At 65.2% G+C, this 16,373-nt stretch carries 17 protein-coding genes; 10 read left to right on the forward strand and 7 right to left on the reverse strand.

Annotated features, from left to right (window positions below):
- The 4 genes from DXY02_RS01685 to DXY02_RS01700 all read right to left on the reverse strand — a co-directional run bounded on the left by DXY02_RS01685 (position 1) and on the right by DXY02_RS01700 (position 5,018).
- Positions 1–255, reverse strand: coding sequence for a hypothetical protein (locus DXY02_RS01685; protein WP_114987716.1), 255 nt, complete (start codon positions 253–255; stop codon positions 1–3).
- A 129-nt stretch (positions 256–384) separates the two neighbouring features.
- Positions 385–3,255: an aminomethyl-transferring glycine dehydrogenase gene (gene gcvP, locus DXY02_RS01690; RefSeq protein ID WP_114987719.1), complete on the reverse strand. Its 2,871-nt coding sequence runs from the start codon at positions 3,253–3,255 to the stop codon at positions 385–387.
- Between the two features lie 70 nt (positions 3,256–3,325).
- Positions 3,326–3,715, reverse strand: a complete 390-nt coding sequence (gcvH, locus tag DXY02_RS01695) for a glycine cleavage system protein GcvH (RefSeq protein ID WP_114987721.1) — start codon at positions 3,713–3,715, stop codon at positions 3,326–3,328.
- A 10-nt stretch (positions 3,716–3,725) separates the two neighbouring features.
- On the reverse strand, positions 3,726–5,018 hold the full coding sequence (locus tag DXY02_RS01700; RefSeq protein ID WP_114987723.1) for a methionine gamma-lyase family protein: 1,293 nt from the start codon (positions 5,016–5,018) through the stop codon (positions 3,726–3,728).
- Between the two features lie 201 nt (positions 5,019–5,219).
- On the opposite strand from DXY02_RS01700, the gene DXY02_RS01705 reads away from it, so the two are divergent.
- From DXY02_RS01705 to DXY02_RS01735, 7 genes are all read left to right on the forward strand, one after another.
- A complete protein-coding gene (locus DXY02_RS01705) occupies positions 5,220–6,077 on the forward strand; it encodes an acyl-CoA desaturase (protein WP_371639843.1) in 858 nt (285 codons plus the stop codon).
- Between the two features lie 78 nt (positions 6,078–6,155).
- On the forward strand, positions 6,156–6,614 hold the full coding sequence (gene rplI / locus DXY02_RS01710; protein ID WP_114987727.1) for a 50S ribosomal protein L9: 459 nt from the start codon (positions 6,156–6,158) through the stop codon (positions 6,612–6,614).
- Between the two features lie 71 nt (positions 6,615–6,685).
- On the forward strand, positions 6,686–8,089 hold the full coding sequence (gene dnaB, locus DXY02_RS01715) for a replicative DNA helicase (RefSeq protein ID WP_114987729.1): 1,404 nt from the start codon (positions 6,686–6,688) through the stop codon (positions 8,087–8,089).
- A gap of 21 nt (positions 8,090–8,110) precedes the next feature.
- Positions 8,111–10,042 carry a tRNA uridine-5-carboxymethylaminomethyl(34) synthesis enzyme MnmG gene (mnmG, locus tag DXY02_RS01720; protein ID WP_114987730.1) on the forward strand — a complete coding sequence of 644 codons (1,932 nt, stop codon included), beginning with the start codon at positions 8,111–8,113 and terminating at the stop codon, positions 10,040–10,042.
- A gap of 24 nt (positions 10,043–10,066) precedes the next feature.
- Positions 10,067–10,744, forward strand: coding sequence for a pilus assembly protein PilZ (locus tag DXY02_RS01725; RefSeq protein WP_244276101.1), 678 nt, complete (start codon positions 10,067–10,069; stop codon positions 10,742–10,744).
- The gene (locus tag DXY02_RS01730; RefSeq protein WP_170951438.1) at positions 10,741–11,340 is read left to right on the forward strand and encodes a chorismate lyase; all 600 of its coding nucleotides are present in this window, start codon (positions 10,741–10,743) and stop codon (positions 11,338–11,340) included. Before DXY02_RS01725 ends, DXY02_RS01730 begins: the two co-directional genes overlap by 4 nt.
- A 90-nt stretch (positions 11,341–11,430) precedes the next feature.
- Positions 11,431–11,868 carry a hypothetical protein gene (locus tag DXY02_RS01735; protein WP_114987761.1) on the forward strand — a complete coding sequence of 146 codons (438 nt, stop codon included), beginning with the start codon at positions 11,431–11,433 and terminating at the stop codon, positions 11,866–11,868.
- On the opposite strand, the gene DXY02_RS01740 is transcribed toward DXY02_RS01735, so the two are convergent.
- Both DXY02_RS01740 and DXY02_RS01745 read right to left on the reverse strand, forming a co-directional pair.
- Entirely contained in the window at positions 11,865–12,401 is a 537-nt protein-coding gene (locus tag DXY02_RS01740) for a hypothetical protein (RefSeq protein WP_114987732.1), read from the reverse strand. The two genes, DXY02_RS01735 and DXY02_RS01740, sit on opposite strands and share 4 nt — an antisense overlap.
- 105 nt (positions 12,402–12,506) lie before the next feature.
- On the reverse strand, positions 12,507–13,049 hold the full coding sequence (locus tag DXY02_RS01745) for a SprT family zinc-dependent metalloprotease (RefSeq protein ID WP_114987733.1): 543 nt from the start codon (positions 13,047–13,049) through the stop codon (positions 12,507–12,509).
- Positions 13,050–13,127: 78 nt separating this feature from the next.
- Here DXY02_RS01745 and DXY02_RS01750 point away from each other — a divergent pair, with 78 nt between their 5' ends.
- Genes DXY02_RS01750 through DXY02_RS01760 form a run of 3 tightly spaced genes read left to right on the forward strand, consistent with a single transcriptional unit; the run spans position 13,128 to position 15,764 of the window.
- Positions 13,128–13,547 carry a hypothetical protein gene (locus DXY02_RS01750; protein WP_114987734.1) on the forward strand — a complete coding sequence of 140 codons (420 nt, stop codon included), beginning with the start codon at positions 13,128–13,130 and terminating at the stop codon, positions 13,545–13,547.
- Positions 13,540–15,582, forward strand: a complete 2,043-nt coding sequence (gene ligA, locus DXY02_RS01755; RefSeq protein WP_114987735.1) for an NAD-dependent DNA ligase LigA — start codon at positions 13,540–13,542, stop codon at positions 15,580–15,582. The genes DXY02_RS01750 and ligA overlap by 8 nt, the downstream gene beginning before the upstream one ends.
- Positions 15,579–15,764 carry a hypothetical protein gene (locus DXY02_RS01760; protein WP_114987736.1) on the forward strand — a complete coding sequence of 62 codons (186 nt, stop codon included), beginning with the start codon at positions 15,579–15,581 and terminating at the stop codon, positions 15,762–15,764. The genes ligA and DXY02_RS01760 overlap by 4 nt, the downstream gene beginning before the upstream one ends.
- Here DXY02_RS01760 and DXY02_RS01765 read toward each other — a convergent pair.
- Complete coding sequence (locus DXY02_RS01765; protein WP_114987737.1) at positions 15,740–16,363, reverse strand: TVP38/TMEM64 family protein; 624 nt, start codon at positions 16,361–16,363, stop codon at positions 15,740–15,742. The two genes, DXY02_RS01760 and DXY02_RS01765, sit on opposite strands and share 25 nt — an antisense overlap.
- Between the last annotated feature and the right edge of the window lie 10 nt (positions 16,364–16,373).

The raw sequence follows: 16,373 nt of genomic DNA on the forward strand, positions 1-16,373 counted from the left end.
TCAGGCCGCTGCCGGCGGTGGAGTGGGATCGCCCACCGGTTGTAAAGGAATCACCAGGGTGGCCCAGTGATCGGGCCGCTCGGGGCGGGTGCGACGGGAACGGCGCGTGCCAAAGGGAACCCGAATCACATTGGTTCCTTCAATTGACAAGGTATGGCCACGATTGAAGGCCGATTCCAGACCCTCAGGAAGTTGAGGAAGGGCAGGCCCTTCAACGCTGCTGAGCGCAGATTTCTTGTTGTTGTCCCGATCCATGGTGTCCCCCGACAGACGAATCAGTTGTCGAACAGTTTGACCGAACTCGCAAGGGCGATGAACGGAATCAAACCAATTTTTCCACTTTCAGTGAAAATTTACACGCTCTGAACCCCTTGCACCAGGGCTTCAAGCCGCCACAGCCACCTCTTCCACCGACGGACAGGTGCACACCAGGTTGCGATCACCAAAGGCGTTATCAATCCGTGCCACAGCGGGCCAGATCTTGCTCTCCTGCTGCCCCTCCATCGGGAAGGCGGCCTGCTGACGGCTGTAGGGACGATCCCAGTAATCCGCTGTGACGGCCGCCAGGGTGTGGGGAGCACGCTTGAGCGGGTTGTTCTGAGGGTCGCTTCTGCCGGTTTCAATGGCGCGAATCTCCTCACGGATCGCCACCAGGGCATCGGCGAAACGATCCAACTCCGCCAGGGTTTCGCTTTCGGTGGGCTCCACCATCACCGTGCCGGCCACCGGCCAGCTGACGGTGGGCGCATGGAAGCCGTAGTCCATCAAACGCTTGGCGATGTCATCCACATCGATCCCCGCATCCCGTTTGAGCGGGCGCAGGTCGAGGATGCATTCATGGGCCACCCGGCCGGTGCTGCCGCGAAACAGCACGGGGTACGAGGCATCAAGCCGATGAGCGAGGTAATTGGCCGACAACAGCGCCACGGCACTGGCCTGCCGCAGGGCCTCCGCCCCCATCATCCGCAGGTACATCCAGCTGATCGGCAGGATGCTGGCGCTACCGAGCGCAGCTGCGGACACCGGACCGATGGCCGATGCGGCGCTGGCCTGCAAAGGGTGCCCCGGCAGGAAGGGCGCCAGATGCGCCGCCACACCAATGGGGCCCACGCCAGGGCCACCGCCCCCATGGGGGATGCAGAAGGTCTTGTGCAGGTTGAGGTGGCAGACATCGGCACCGAAGGCACCAGGACGGCACAGCCCCACCTGGGCATTGAGGTTGGCCCCATCGAGGTACAACTGGCCCCCGTGCCGATGCACCACCGCGCAGATCTCACGGATGCCGGTTTCAAACACGCCGTGGGTGGAGGGGTAGGTGACCATCAGCGCCGCCAGCCGATCGGCGTGCTCGGCCGCCTTCGCCGCCAGATCCTGCTGATCGATGTTGCCCTCGTCATCACAGGCGACAGCCACCACCTTGAGGCCGGCCATCACGGCACTGGCGGGGTTGGTGCCGTGGGCGCTGGTGGGGATCAGACAGATGTCGCGATGAGCTTCACCGCGGGAGCGGTGCCAGGCGCGAATCACCAGCAGCCCGGCGTATTCCCCCTGGGAACCGGCATTGGGCTGCAACGACACGGCGGCAAAGCCCGTCAGGGCGGCCAGCCATTGCTCCAGATCTTCGGCCAGACGGCGATAGCCCTGGGCCTGATCGGCTGGGGCAAAGGGATGCAAGGCCGCAAACGCAGGCCAGCTCACCGGCTGCAGCTCAGCGGCGGCGTTGAGCTTCATGGTGCAACTGCCCAACGGAATCATCCCGTGGACCAGCGAGAGATCACGGCTCACCATCCGCTGGATGTAGCGCAACAGCTCTGATTCGCTGCGGTACTGGTGAAAAACCGGCTGGCTCAGCCAGGGCTGGCTGCGCTGCGGCAGGGAAAGGGACGGGGGCTGCTCAACCTCGAGCTGCGGGGTGGCCTGACCGCAGGCCTCCGCCAGCAGAGCGAGCAGGGCTTGCAGCTCCTGTTGGTCCGAGAGCTCATCGAGGCTGATGCCGAATCCGGTGGCGTCCGCCGGCGCTGCACCATCAGGCAGCACCCGCAGATTGAAACCAGCAACTGCGGCAGCGCGGTGCACAGCCGGTGCCGACGCACAGTGCACGGTGACGGTGTCGAAGCGGTCAGCCAGCTCCAGCGGATAACCAAGGACCCGCAGGCCCTGCTCCAACTGGCTGCGCAGGCCAGCGATGCGCTGGGCGATGGCCTGCAGACCATCAGGGCCATGGTGCACCGCATAAAACGAGGCCATCACGGCCAGCAGCACCTGTGCCGTGCAGATGTTGCTGGTGGCCTTGTCGCGACGGATGTGCTGCTCACGGGTTTGCAGCGCCAAGCGCAGGGCCGAACGGCCTTCCGCATCCTTGGACTGCCCCACAAGACGGCCCGGGATCTGGCGCTTGTAGGCCTCAACGGTGGAGAAGAAGGCGGCGTGAGGACCACCAAATCCCATCGGCACCCCCAGGCGTTGGGCGCTGCCCACGGCAATGTCGGCCCCGAGGGATCCCACGGGCGCCATAAGAGTCTGCGCCAGGGGGTCGATCGCAACGGTGACCAAGGCACCGGCGGCATGGGCCGCTTCGATCACGGCGGTTGGATCCCAGAGGCATCCATCGGCGCCGGGCAACTGCAGCAGAACACCAAACACCGAGGCATCGATCGGCGCTGTGGCCGGGTCGATCCGCTCAAGGCTGATGCCGAGGGGTTCGGCGCGGGTCTGCAGCACCGCCCAGGTCTGAGGCAGCACATTGGCGTCCACCAGGAACCGTGTCGCTTCAGTGCGACGGCACACCCCGAAGCTGAGGCTCATCGCCTCGGCGGCAGCAGTGGCTTCATCAAGCAGCGACGCGTTGGCGATCGGCAAGCCCGTGAGCTCACTAATCAGGGTTTGAAAGTTGAGCAGGGCCTCCAGGCGACCCTGGGCGATTTCCGCCTGGTAGGGGGTGTAGGCGGTGTACCAGGCCGGATTCTCAAAAACGTGGCGCTGGATCAGAGCCGGGGTTGCCGTGCCGTAATAACCCAGCCCGATCAGGGAGCGACGCAGCGTGTTGGTTTCACTCAGCTGCTTCAGCTGCTGGAGGGCCTCTGCCTCCCCACAACCCTCGGTCAAGGCCTCAACCGGCGGCTTGGGATCGAGGATGTCGGCGGGCACGACATCAGCGATGAACTCCTGCAGATCGCTGTAGCCCAGGGCATTGAGCATGCGGAGCTGTTCCGCCTCACTCGGGCCGATGTGCCGCTGTGCAAAAGGAGAAGTCAACGTCGAATGCACAGCCCGCCGAACGATCGTAAGAGCGAAGCTCTAGCGCTGATGACAGCCAGCGTTGATGTCAGCCGGCGTTGACCTTGGCGCCGTAGGCCTCGGCGGTCATCAGGCTGTCGAGCTCGGAGGGATCCGACGGACGCAGCACCAACAGCCAGCCCTCACCGTGGGGGTCGTTCTGAAGTTCCTCCGGACTGACCAGCACCGCTTCATTGCGTTGCACCACCTCACCGGCAATCGGTGCATACATGTCTTCCACAGCCTTCACCGACTCCACCGAACCAAAGCTGGTGCCCTTCGTCAGGCTGGCGCCCACATCCGGTAGATCCACGAACACGATGTCGCCCAGCTGATCAACGGCGAAGGCACTGATGCCCACCCGCACCAGCTCGCCATCGGCATTGGCATACTCGTGGCTGTCGGCGAAGCGAAAAGAGTCGGGGAACGCAAACGCCATCGAGGCAGTTTCAGGTGGTCCCAGTCTGCGGGAGATTGATCAGTCCTGCCGCATTGAGGTCACACAACGCACGGGAGAGGGCCAGGCGGATGTGGGCGCGATGGGTGCCGCCCTGCACATAGAGGTTGAACGGTTCCCGCAGCGGCGCATCGGCCGAAAATTCACTGGTGGAACCGTCGATGAAGGTTCCCCCGGCCATCACCAGATCCGAGGCATAACCTGGCATCGAGGCCGGCACTGGATCGAGGTAGGCCCCGATCGGCGACATCGCCTGGAAGGCACGGCACACCACCTTGAGGGCATCGGGACTGCCCAGCCGCACCGCCTGAATCAAATCGCTGCGCATCGCCCCGGGCGCTGGATTGACGGGGAAGCCCAGCCGCTCAAACACCCCCGCCACCAGATCGGCACCAATCAAGGCCTCCGACACCATCTGCGGTGCCAGGAACAGCCCCTGCAGCACCAGACGCTGCAGGTCAAATCCCGTGCCGCCCTCACTGCCGATGCCCGGTGCCGTGAGCCGGCAGCAGGCCTGCTCCACCAGATCGGCCCGTCCAGCGATGTAGCCGCCGGTGGGGGCGATGGTGCCGCCGAGGTTCTTGATCAACGATCCAGCGATCAGATCCGCCCCAACCGCCGTCGGTTCCTGCTCCTGCACCAGCTCGCCGTAACAGTTGTCGACAAAGACAACGCAGTCGGGCTGGCGGGCATGGATGCGCTCACACAGCCCGGCGATCTGCTCAACCGTGACCGACGGACGCCAGCTGTAGCCGCAGCTGCGCTGGATCAGCACCATCCGGCAGGGCTGCTCCAGGGCCTGGTTCAAGGCCGCCTGATCCACCGCCCCATCCGGCTGCAGATCGATTTCGTCGTAGGCAACCCCGAATTCCGCCAGGGAACCCTGGCCCTTGCCGCGCAGACCGATCACCTCCTCAAGGGTGTCGTAGGGACGACCCGTGATCGAAAGCAGACGATCCCCGGGCCGCAGCACGCCGAACAGTGCAGCGGCGATGGCGTGGGTGCCACTGACGAATTGCAGGCGCACCGCGGCGGCTTCGGCCCCCAGCACCCGGGCAAAAACCCGATCCACCACCTCGCGGCCCTGATCCCCGTGGCCATAACCGGTGAGCGACGCAAAGTGCTGGGTGCCAACGCGCTCCGCCGCCAGGGCCTCCAACACGCGCTGCAGGCGTTGCTCCACCGCCGCCGTCCTCGCTGCAGCCAGGTCAGCCTGCTCCCGCTCCACCGCGTTGATCAGGTCCTCTGCAAACGCACTGATCACCACTTGCCTGACGGATGTCATGCCTTCCTAAACCCTGGCCAACGCCAGAATTCACAAAGCGGGGAGCCGCTGCAATGCGGCAACTCCTTTAGATTTCTGTCACTAACGGCACCATCCGCTCCCTGGTTTTCCTGTCTGAGCGGCTTTGTCAATCCAAGGAGAATCCGCTTGGTTTCCTCGCAAACAGCTGACACCCGCGAGCTTCGGCAGCGGGCCGCGGTGATGGCACCGCGCGACCGACTGCCCGCGCGTCAGCGCAAATTCAAGATGGGAACCACCAGCTTCATGCTGGTGATGCACGTGCTCGCCACCGTGGCGCTGCTCCCGCGCTTCTGGAGCTGGCAGGGCGTTGTGGCCTTTGGCGTTCTCTATTGGATAACGGTGCTGGGCGTCACCCTGGGCCTGCACCGTCTGGTGGCGCACCGCAGCCTGGTGGTGCCGGTGTGGGTTGAGCGCATCCTGGTGCTGATGGGCACCCTGGCCTGCCAGAGCGGCCCGATCGAATGGGTGGGTCTGCACCGCCATCACCACCGTTTTTCGGATCAGCCCACGGATCACCATGACGCTGGCCGTGGCCTGTGGTGGGCCCACAGCGAATGGATGTTGCACGACATCCCGGCCCTGAAGGAACTCGACCGCTACGCCGGCGATCTGCAGTGTGACCCCTTCTACCGCTGGCTCGACCGCTGGTTCCTGCTGCTGCAGGTCCCCCTGGGCCTTGGGCTCTACTGGTTCGGTGAAGCCGCCCAGGTGCACGGCGGTGGACTTGGCCTGGTGCTGTGGGCCATTCCTCTGCGCCTCGTGGTCGTGTACCACGTGACTTGGCTGGTGAACTCCGCCACCCACGCCTTCGGCTACCGCAATTTCGATTGCCCCGACCTCTCCCGCAACTGCTGGTGGGTGGCACTGCTCTCCTTTGGGGAGGGTTGGCACAACAATCACCACGCCCATCCGGCGAGTGCACGCCACGGTTTGCGCTGGTTCGAGTTCGATCTCACCTGGCAGCACGTGCGCTTGCTCAAGCGTCTCGGACTGGCCAGCCGGATCCGCACGGCCCGCTACGTCCCCGGAGCCTCCTGAGGCTCAAAGCAACCTTCAACAACCGGCCACGTCGTAACGTGGTCGATCGCACCCGTCTCCATCCTTCATACCGGTCCCATGCCTAAGCGTGTACAAGTCGTTCTGAATGAGGACATCCTCAGCCTCGGCAAGGACGGAGACCTGGTGGAAGTGGCTCCGGGTTACGCCCGCAATTTCCTGCTGCCCTTCGGCAAAGCAGTGCCCCTCACCCCTGCTGTGATGAAGCAGGTGGAGCACCGCCGGGCCAAGGAAGCTGAGCGTCAGGCCGCTCTGAAGCAAGAAGCCATCGACTTCAAGACTGCCCTCTCCACCATTGGTCGCTTCACCGTGAAGAAGCAGACAGGTGAAGACAACGTGCTGTTCGGAACCGTCACCAACGGTGACGTGGCAGAAGCCATCGAAACCGCCACCAAGAAGGAGATCGACCGCCGCGACATCGTGGTGCCTGAGATCCACCGCACCGGCAAGTACACCGTGACGGTGAAGCTGCACAGCGAAGTCACCGCTGAGATCAACCTGGAAGTGGTCGGCTACTGATCGCTGTCAATTGACACTCAAACGGCTCATTCGAGCCAAAGTGTGATCCCTTCGCTTCACGCCCTGCCGCCATGGTGAGCGTCCCCCTGCCAGAGAACAACGATGGGGGACGCCGTGGTTTTGGCAAAGGCCGCGACGATGAGCCTAATTTCGAGGCTCTGCCCGATTCTCTTCCGCCCCAGAACCTGGAGGCGGAGGAAGCGGTGCTTGGCGGCATCCTGCTCGATCCCGATGCAATTGGGCGCGTGGCCGATGTACTGCAGCCGGAGGCGTTTTATCTGAACGCCCACCGGGAGATCTTCCGCACCGCCCTGATGCTGCACGGCCAGGGCAAGCCGACGGATCTCACCGCCATGAGCGCCTGGCTGGCCGACACCGGCGCCCTGGAGAAAGTGGGCGGCAACAACCGACTTGTGGAGCTGGTGGAGCGGGTGCCGTCCACCGCCTCGATCGAGCAGGTGGCCCGGCTGGTGATGGACAAGTTCCTGCGCCGCCAGCTGATCCGCTCCGGCAATGAAGTGATCCAGCTGGGCTTTGATCAAAGCCTGCCGATGGAGCAGGTGCTGGACCAGGCGGAGCAGAAGATCTTTGCCATCAGCCAGGAGAAACCCTCCAAGGGGCTCACCCCCACGGCCGAAATCCTCACCCAGACCTTTGAGGAGATCGAAAGCCGCTCGCTGGGCACCTCGGTGGCCGGCATCCCGGTGAACTTCTACGACCTGGATGCGATGACCCAGGGCCTGCAGCGCAGCGACCTAATCATCGTGGCGGGCCGGCCAGCCATGGGCAAAACCTCGATTGCGCTGAACCTGGCCAAAAACGTGGCCCAGCTGCACGACATGCCGGTGTGCCTGTTCTCCCTGGAGATGAGCAAGGAGCAGCTCACCTATCGCCTGCTCTCGATGGAGGTGGGCATCGAAGCGGGCCGCCTGCGCACCGGCCGCCTACAGCAGGAGGAATGGCCGCTGCTGGGCCAGGGCATCAACAGCTTGGGGCAACTGCCGATCTTCATAGACGACAAACCGAACTCCGGTGTGCTGGAGATGCGCTCGCTCTGCAGGAGGCTGATGGCCGAACAGGGCAAGGAGCTGGGGCTGGTGATGATCGACTATCTGCAGCTGATGGAAGGCTCGGGCTCGGACAACCGCGTGCAGGAGCTCTCGCGCATCACCCGGGGCCTGAAGCAGATGGCCCGGGAACTGAACGTGCCGGTGATTGCCCTCTCCCAGCTGAGCCGGGGTGTGGAGGCACGCACCAACAAGCGACCGATGCTGAGCGACCTGCGGGAATCGGGCTCAATCGAGCAGGACGCCGACCTGGTGCTGATGATCTACCGCGATGAGTACTACAACCCGGAAACACCGGATCGCGGCATCACCGAAGTGATCGTGACCAAGCACCGCAACGGTCCGGTGGGCACGGTGAAGCTGCTGTTCGAGCCGCAGTTCACCCGCTTCCGCAACCTGGCGGCCTGAGCCAACTCAGATAATGGAGGCATGAGCTTCAGCGCCGTCCCCACCGAATCCTTCGACGTGATCGTGGTCGGCGGCGGCCATGCCGGCTGTGAAGCAGCGATCACGGCTGCCCGGCTGGGCCTGAACACCGCCCTGTTCAGCCTCAATCTCGATCGCATCGCTTGGCAGCCCTGCAACCCGGCCGTTGGCGGCCCCGCCAAAAGCCAGCTCGTCCATGAAGTAGATGCCCTCGGTGGGGTGATCGGCCGCCTGGCCGATGCCACCGCGATCCAGAAGCGCATCCTCAACGCCAGCCGCGGCCCGGCGGTTTGGGCCCTGCGCGCCCAGACCGACAAACGCCTCTATTCCCGCCAGATGCTGCAACTGCTGCAGCACACCCCCAACCTCGCCCTGCGCGAAGCGATGGTGACCAGCCTGGAAACCAGCGGTGAAGGCGACCAGCAACGCATCAGTGGCATCCGCACCTATTTCGGCAGCGTCTACGGCGCTAAAGCGGTGATCCTCACCGCCGGCACCTTCCTCGGCGGCCGCATCTGGGTGGGGCATCAATCGATGGCCGCCGGCCGCGCTGGGGAACAGGCCGCCGAAGGCCTCACGGAGGCGCTGCAGCAACTGGGCTTCCAGACCGACCGGCTCAAAACCGGTACCCCCGCCCGGGTGGACCGGCGCAGCATCGCCCTCGATCAACTGGAGGAGCAGCCCAGTGATGCGGCCGATCGCTTCTTCTCCTTTGACCCAGCCGCCTGGGTGAGCGGTGAGCAGATGAGCTGCCACATCACCCGCACCACCGCCGAAACCCATCAGCTGATCCGCGACAACCTGCACCTCACCGCCATCTACGGCGGTGTGATCGACAGCAAGGGTCCGCGCTATTGCCCCTCAATCGAAGACAAGATCGTTCGCTTTGCGGACAAGGACAGCCACCAGATCTTCCTCGAGCCAGAGGGGCGCGACACCCCGGAGATCTACGTGCAGGGCTTCTCCACCGGCCTGCCGGAACCGATCCAGCTGCAACTGCTGCGCAGCCTGCCGGGCCTGGAGCAAGCGGTGATGCTGCGGCCGGCTTACTCGGTGGATTACGACTATCTGCCCGCCACCCAGCTCAAGCCTTCCCTGGAAACCAAGCGGGTGCGCGGCCTGTTCAGCGCCGGCCAGCTCAATGGCACCACGGGCTATGAGGAAGCCGCCGCCCAGGGCCTGGTGGCCGGCGTCAACGCCGCCCGGCTGATCGGCGGCCAGGAGCCGGTGCACTTCCCCCGAGAGGGCAGCTACATCGGCACGATGATCGACGATCTGGTGAGCAAGGACCTGCGCGAGCCCTACCGGGTGCTCACCAGCCGCAGCGAATACCGCCTGATCCTGCGGGGCGACAACGCCGACCGCCGCCTCACACCGTTGGGCCGTGAGCTGGGCCTGATCGACGACCGTCGCTGGCAGCTGTTCGAAGACAAACTCCAGGCGATGGAGGGCGAAAAGCAGCGGCTGGAAACCGTGCGGCTCAAGGCGAGCGATCCAGTGGCCCCGACGGTGGAAGAAGAAACCGGTGCAGCGATCAAAGGCTCGATCACCCTGGCCGACCTGCTGCGCCGGCCCGGCATGCACGCCGCCGATCTGGTGCGCCATGGCCTGGCTGATGCCGATCTGCCCCTGCCCGTGCGCGAGGGCGCCGAGATCGACATCAAATACAGCGGCTACCTGCAACGGCAGCAGCAGCAGATCGATCAGGTGAAACGCCAAAGCCAGCGCAAGCTGCCGGCCGATCTCAACTACGCCGGCATCGGCACCCTCTCGAATGAAGCACGCGAAAAGCTCACGGCGATTCAACCCAGCACCCTGGGGCAGGCCAGCCGCATCCCTGGCGTCAGCAAAGCGGACATCACCGCGCTGCTGATGTGGCTGGAACTGCAGCAAAGGGAACGCCAACCCCTCGCCCCCACTGCAGAAGCTCGATAGCGTTGGGCTCCTGAAACCTCTGCCTTGCCAGCCCGGGTTCCCACCTCACGTGCCTATTGGAACCTGCGGGCTGAGCAGGTGATGGACAACGTGTTCGACCGCGAGACGGTCACCGCCCCAAGCCAGCCGCACCTGGTGCCGGTGGATGTGGATGTGCACGAACCAACAACCAAACCAAGCGAACCCAGCGAACGCCGCTCCCCCTCCACCTGGCTGCTGCCGCTGATCAGTGGCATCGCCGTTGCCGGAGTGATCTGCAGCGCCTGGCTGGTGAGCAGCCTGCAACGCTCCCGCCTGGAGCTGGAACGGAAGCAAAACGCCGCCCTGATCGAGCAGCAGCGCGAGCAAGTGGCGGCCCGAGAAAGCCGGGCAGAAGAGACAGCAACGCCCGAGGAGGCCTCCCTTGCCATCCAAAGCCTCGAACCGCTGACCGTGCCGATCCAACAACCCTTGACGGTTGAGCCGCTGGGCAGCGATCAGGCGTTGGCACCGATGGGGCCAATCCCGCAACTCACCGGTGTGGTGAAGAACCCTGGTGGCAGCAGTTCCGCCATATTTCAACTGGGGCAGGGATCGGTGTCCGCCGGCATCGGTGAAGCGATCGGCAGAAGTGGCTGGGTGCTCAGCGAGGTCACCGACAGCGGTGCCGTGATCAGCCGCAACGGCCAACGCCAAACCCTCTCGGTGGGAGGACTGTTCTGAACCCCACTCCCCGTCTTCATCCATCACCGCACCAGCTCTGGCAAGCACCCACCGACGCCGTGCTCTCAGCGGAGGGTCCGCGTCAACTGCCCGGCCCCTGGCGGCTGATGCTGCTGGGCGATGGCAGCCCCACCCGCCACCTGCGCCTGCTCACCGGTTCACCGGTTGCCGTGGATCTGGTCGCCATGGAGGCCGACCAGAGCGACAACCCCGGGGCACCGGAAGAGGTGAGGGAATTGAAGGCACCACTGCTGCGCCGCCAGGTGTGGCTCACCTGCGGCGGCACCCCGCTGGCCTGGGCTGAGAGCTGGTGGAACCAGGCCGAAGCGGATTGGCACCTGCGGGACCGCAACCAGCCGATCTGGAAAAGCCTCACCGAAGGGCGTTCCGAGCTGTTCCGTGAGGTGGATGGCTTAGCGCTGGTGGAGGGTGACTGGCTCGACCAGACCTTTGGCCATCGCGGCCCCTACTGGAGCCGCCATTACCGCTTCTTCCGCCAGGGCAAGGCCCTCACCGTGATTCGCGAAGTGTTCAGCCCGCAACTCGAAACCTGGCTCGGCCCCACACTGCGCCAGGAGTTTCAACAAAATTCATGAACAAACCTACGGGTTTGTTGGGATTTGCTCTTGACAACTTGCCATTAGTTGTGCTCACAGGAAGATGTGGCCAATTCGGTGCACCGTGTCATGGCTGCCACCACCTCCTGGCTCAGCCTCACCGACCTCGGTCGGATCTACGGCATTTCGGCGATTCACTGCGGCAAGACCCTCGAACATCAAGGCTGGCGTGACAGGCGGGGCCGCCCCACCCAAAGCGCCCTCGACGCCAACGCCGCCATGCAAACCGGCCCCCATGGCCAGGGACGCACGGTGCTCTGGAACCGCACGGTCTGCAGTCAGCTGCTGGAACAGAAGGGCTATGAGCCGATGAGCCGCAGCCTGCAAGTGGAGCAGTGGACCCAACTGCTGGAAGCGCTGCAGGTGGGATCCCCATCGATCACCGCCACAGCCGACCAGATGGCGGAAGAGATGCCTGGAGAGCTGCTCGAGGATGTGAACCATCAGCTCGCTGCACGGGGCTGCCGCTACCGGGTCAGCCCACGCTCACTGCACGCCAGCCATTAGTCGATCCGGCGGCGGCTGGAGCGCGGCAAGGCCCGGCGGGAGCCGGCGGGATTGGGCGCGGCTTCGGGCTCTGGACGGGCTGCCGGCTGGGCAGAGCGCGACCAGCGCTGCACCCGGAAGCTGTCGTCCTCCGGCCACTCGCCCTGGTCTGCTGCGTTGAACTCCTGAGCCACGGGTGGCGTTGATGGGGGCGCTGGAGCCTGCGCTGCTGCTCCGCGGCGGCTCCGGCGGGAGATCGCCTCAAGGGGGCGACGGGCGGAACGCATCGAACGTGCAGGCTCTGGCCGACCACGGCCAGCCTCTTGCCAGGGCTCCTGCCAGTCATCGTCCTCTTCCAGCAGCCACTCGACCTTTTCGCCGACCCAGCGGCCCACCGAATCGAGATCCAAACCGGAGCGCCGCCCTCCAGGCCGTTGTCCTGGTCGCCGACCGGACACCCCATCCACGAGCTGACGGCCGGTTTCCAAGAACTGGTCGAGACGGCGATCCCGCTGATCACGGAACCGGTCCAACCGATCGAAACGCTCCTCCATCCCCTGACGTTACCGACGGCGGCGGCGCAACCACTGTTCCCGCCGCAATCCCAGCAACACAATCACCACACCGCCGCACTCCAGGGTGAGCCAGAACACCTCCATCTAGCCCTCCGCCTCCACATAACTGAGCACGCAGCTGGCATCCCAGCGGCCCTGGAAATGCTCAACGCAACAGGCCCGGCACGCAGCATTGCGTGTGCGCCTTCGGCAGGGGGTGCGGCGGCCGCAACGGGGACAGACCGCCAGCCAACGGGGCGGCCGGGGCGGCACGGGATAGCTGTGGCGAATGCTCACCTGAAACCGGCTCTGGGCGGCATTTATGGCGGCCATCCGGGCCCGGAACAACGGCCCATGGCTTTCGCGGCGACGCTGCACCAGATCCACCCAGGCGTGGATCATCTCGTGGCAGAGCGTGCTTTCCGTGGCGATCTGCGGCAAGGGCTCAAGCACCGGCCGCGACAGGACGATCTCGCTGCCGCGGCCCTCACCCACACCGGGGCCACGGCGGTAGAACCCCGCCGTGCGGCTCATCCGGCCATCGCTCCAGCGCACCGCCGTCAGCGGCTGGCCCCCATCCACCAAAGCACCGCCGAAATGCTCCCGGTTAAGGCGGTGAAACAGCGGCAGCAGGGGCTGCAAAGGCACAGAACGGGGGGGAGGAGATCCGAATCAGCGCCATCCTGCCGTGGTCAGTCAGACTCGGCCCTGCTTTGACAGCTGGTGATGGAACTGGGACTGGTGCGGGAGATCGGCAGCAAAGCTCTGCTGGCCGGGGGTCTCACCCTGCTGGGGTACTGGATCTACAACGCCGTGAAGCTGGTGCTCGACGCCCGCGGCATCAATCCGCTGATCAAGCAGTTCTTCACCCAGGTGGCTGCCGGCCGCATCGATGCCGCCTACCTGCTCACCACCAAGGCCTACCGCCAGCACGTGAGCCGCCAGCAGTTCATCCGCTTCCTGGCGGGCCTGAAGCTGAACAAGTTCCGCAATCTCAAGTCCGGCCGCCCCCGCGTACAGGAAGGCAACTTGATCCTCACCGTGAAGCTGAAGTCCGAAGGCGACGAAGAGCTCCCCCTCGACTTCACCTTCACCAAGGTGGACGACAACTGGCGCATTGCCCGCATCAACCAGGTCAATGGCTGATCCGCACGAGCGGGCCGCGGAACTGCGGCAGCTGCTCAACCGTGCCGGCCACGCCTATTACGTTCTTGATGCTCCGGTGATGAAGGACGCGGTCTACGACCGCCTCTATCGCGAGTTGCTCGAGCTGGAACAGAACCATCCGGACCTGCAACGGTCCGACAGCCCCACCCAGCGGGTGGGCGGAGCTCCGGCGGAGGGGTTCACCAGCGTTGAGCACCGCGTGGGCATGCTCAGCCTCGACAACGCCTTCAACCGCGACGACCTGCAGGCCTGGCACGAGCGGCTGCTCAAGGTGCTGGACCGTCCCAAAGACACCCGCCTGCCCCTGGTGGGGGAACTGAAAATTGACGGCAACGCCCTGGCCCTGAGCTACCGCAATGGGGTGCTGAAGCGGGCCGCCACACGGGGCGATGGCAGCCGCGGTGAAGAGATCACCGCCAACGTGCGCACGATCAGTTCCATTCCGCTGCGGCTGCAGATCGTGAACCCACCGGAATGGGTGGAAGTGCGAGGAGAAGCCTTCATCCCTGATGCCACCTTCGCGGCGATCAATGCCGAACGGGAGCAACGGGGTGAAGCGCTGTTCGCCAATCCCCGCAACGCCTGCGCCGGAACCCTGCGCCAACTGGATCCGAAGGTGGTGGCCGCCCGCCGGCTCGACTTTTTCGCCTACACCCTGCACCTGCCGGGTGACGCCCAACCCCCCGGCCAATGGGCGGCTCTGGAGTGGCTGAACAGGGCCGGTTTCCGCGTGAACCCGAACCGGGAGCGCTGCGAAGACCTGGCCGCCATCCAGCGCTTCTGCGACCACTGGGAGCAGGGGCGTCATGACCTCCCCTATGCCACCGATGGCGTGGTGGTGAAGCTGGACGACCTTCAGCTGCAGGACGAAGCCGGCTTCACCCAGAAGGCCCCGCGCTGGGCCATCGCCCTCAAATACCCAGCCGAAGAAGCCCCCACCCGTCTGCTCCGCGTTGGTGCTCAGGTGGGCCGCACCGGTGCCATCACCCCTGTGGCTGAATTCGAAGCAGTCGCCCTGGCCGGCACGAGCGTCAGCCGCGCCACCCTCCACAACGCTGATCGGATCGCTGAACTGGATCTGCACCTAGGCGACACCATCGTGGTGCGCAAAGCCGGGGAGATCATTCCCGAAGTGGTGCGGGTGCTGCCGGAGCTCAGGCCCAGCGACGCCACACCGGTGCAACTGCCGCAGCACTGCCCCGAATGTGGCTCCAACCTGGTGCGGGAGGGCGATGAAGCCGCCACCCGCTGCGTGAACAGCAGCTGCCCGGCGATCCTGCGGGGTGGCCTGCGGCACTGGGTGAGCAAAGGCGCCCTGGATGTGGATGGGCTCGGCAGCAAGTTGATCGAACAGCTGGTGGACCGCGGCCTAGTGGGCTCGCTGGCGGATCTCTACCGCCTGGATGCGGCCCTGCTCGCCAGCCTGGATCGGATGGGCGACAAGTCGGCCACCAACCTGGTGGACGCCCTGGAGGCCTCCAAACAGCAGCCGTGGCACCGCCAGCTTTATGGCCTCGGCATCCGCCACATCGGCGAGGTCAACGCCAAAGCGCTCGCGGCCGCTTTCTTCAGCATCAACAGCCTGGCGGCAGCAGCGTTGGAGGCCCCGGAGCAGATCGCCGAACTGCATGGCATCGGCCCGGAAATCAGCGCCAGCCTGGGCCAATGGCTGCGCACCCCCGCCAACCAACAACTGCTGCAGGACTTGCGCAGCGTTGGGCTCTCCCTGGAGGCGAGTGCCTCCGAGCAGGAGGCCGCCAGCCAAGCCGGAGCTGACGCCGATGGCGTGCTGCAGGGCAAAACCCTGGTGCTCACGGGCACACTCCCCAACCTCAGCCGCAGCGAAGCCAAAGCGCTGATCGAAGCGGCCGGCGGCAAGGTGAGCGGCAGCGTCAGCAAGAAGACCGACTACCTGGTGGCGGGCGAAGCCGCCGGCAGCAAACTGACCAAAGCCGAAAGCCTCGGGGTGACGGTGCTCAGCGAAGCCGACCTCACCGCCCTGCTGCAGCCATGAGCCCATCCACCCCTGCCCTGCACCGCTGGATCAAAACCGACTGCGGACGAGCCAAGTTGGCTGAGCTGCAGCAGCGCACCGGCCCAGCCAACCGCGCACGCCTGGCCTGGTTCATCCTCATCGCTGCCCTGCGGGACTGGCGTCTGCCCAATCCCGATCAGAGCGACGTCTCCACATCCTGAAGCGCACGGCGAGCCGCTCGGCTCACCAGCCAGACCACGGCCAGCGTGGCGAGCACCCCCACCACCCGCAGCGCCCAGGTGCCGGCATCGGCCTCACCCCCCAGCACCTCACCGAAACGGGCCACATCACCGGCCAAGGCCCCCAAACCGCAGAACAGCACCGTGCCGGGGAGGATGCCGATCAAGCCGATGCTGTAATCCCGCAGGCTCACCTCACTGAGGCCGTAGGCCAGGTTGAGCAGCGAGAAGGGGAAGGCGGGCGAGAGGCGCGTCAGCAACACCAACTTCAGGCCCTCCTTGCTCACGGCCCGCTCCACCGCCTGCAGCTTGGGGAGCTGCTCCAACCGGCGCCGGGCCCAGTCGCGCAGCACCGAACGCCCCAGCAGAAACACCACCACCGCCCCGAGGCAGGCCCCAACAAACACCAGGCCACTACCAAGCCAGGTGCCATAGAGCACCCCGGCCAGCATCGACGCCCACACCCCCGGCAGCAGCAGCGTCACCCAGAGGGCATAGAGCGGCATGAACAGCAACGCCCCAGCGGGGGAGCGCAGCAGCTCCAACACATCCGGCAACCAGTGCTGAACCAAGGAGATCAAGCGGAGTCAC

Origin of the sequence: Synechococcus sp. N19, from assembly GCF_900474045.1 — a bacterium.
Lineage (GTDB): Bacteria > Cyanobacteriota > Cyanobacteriia > PCC-6307 > Cyanobiaceae > Parasynechococcus.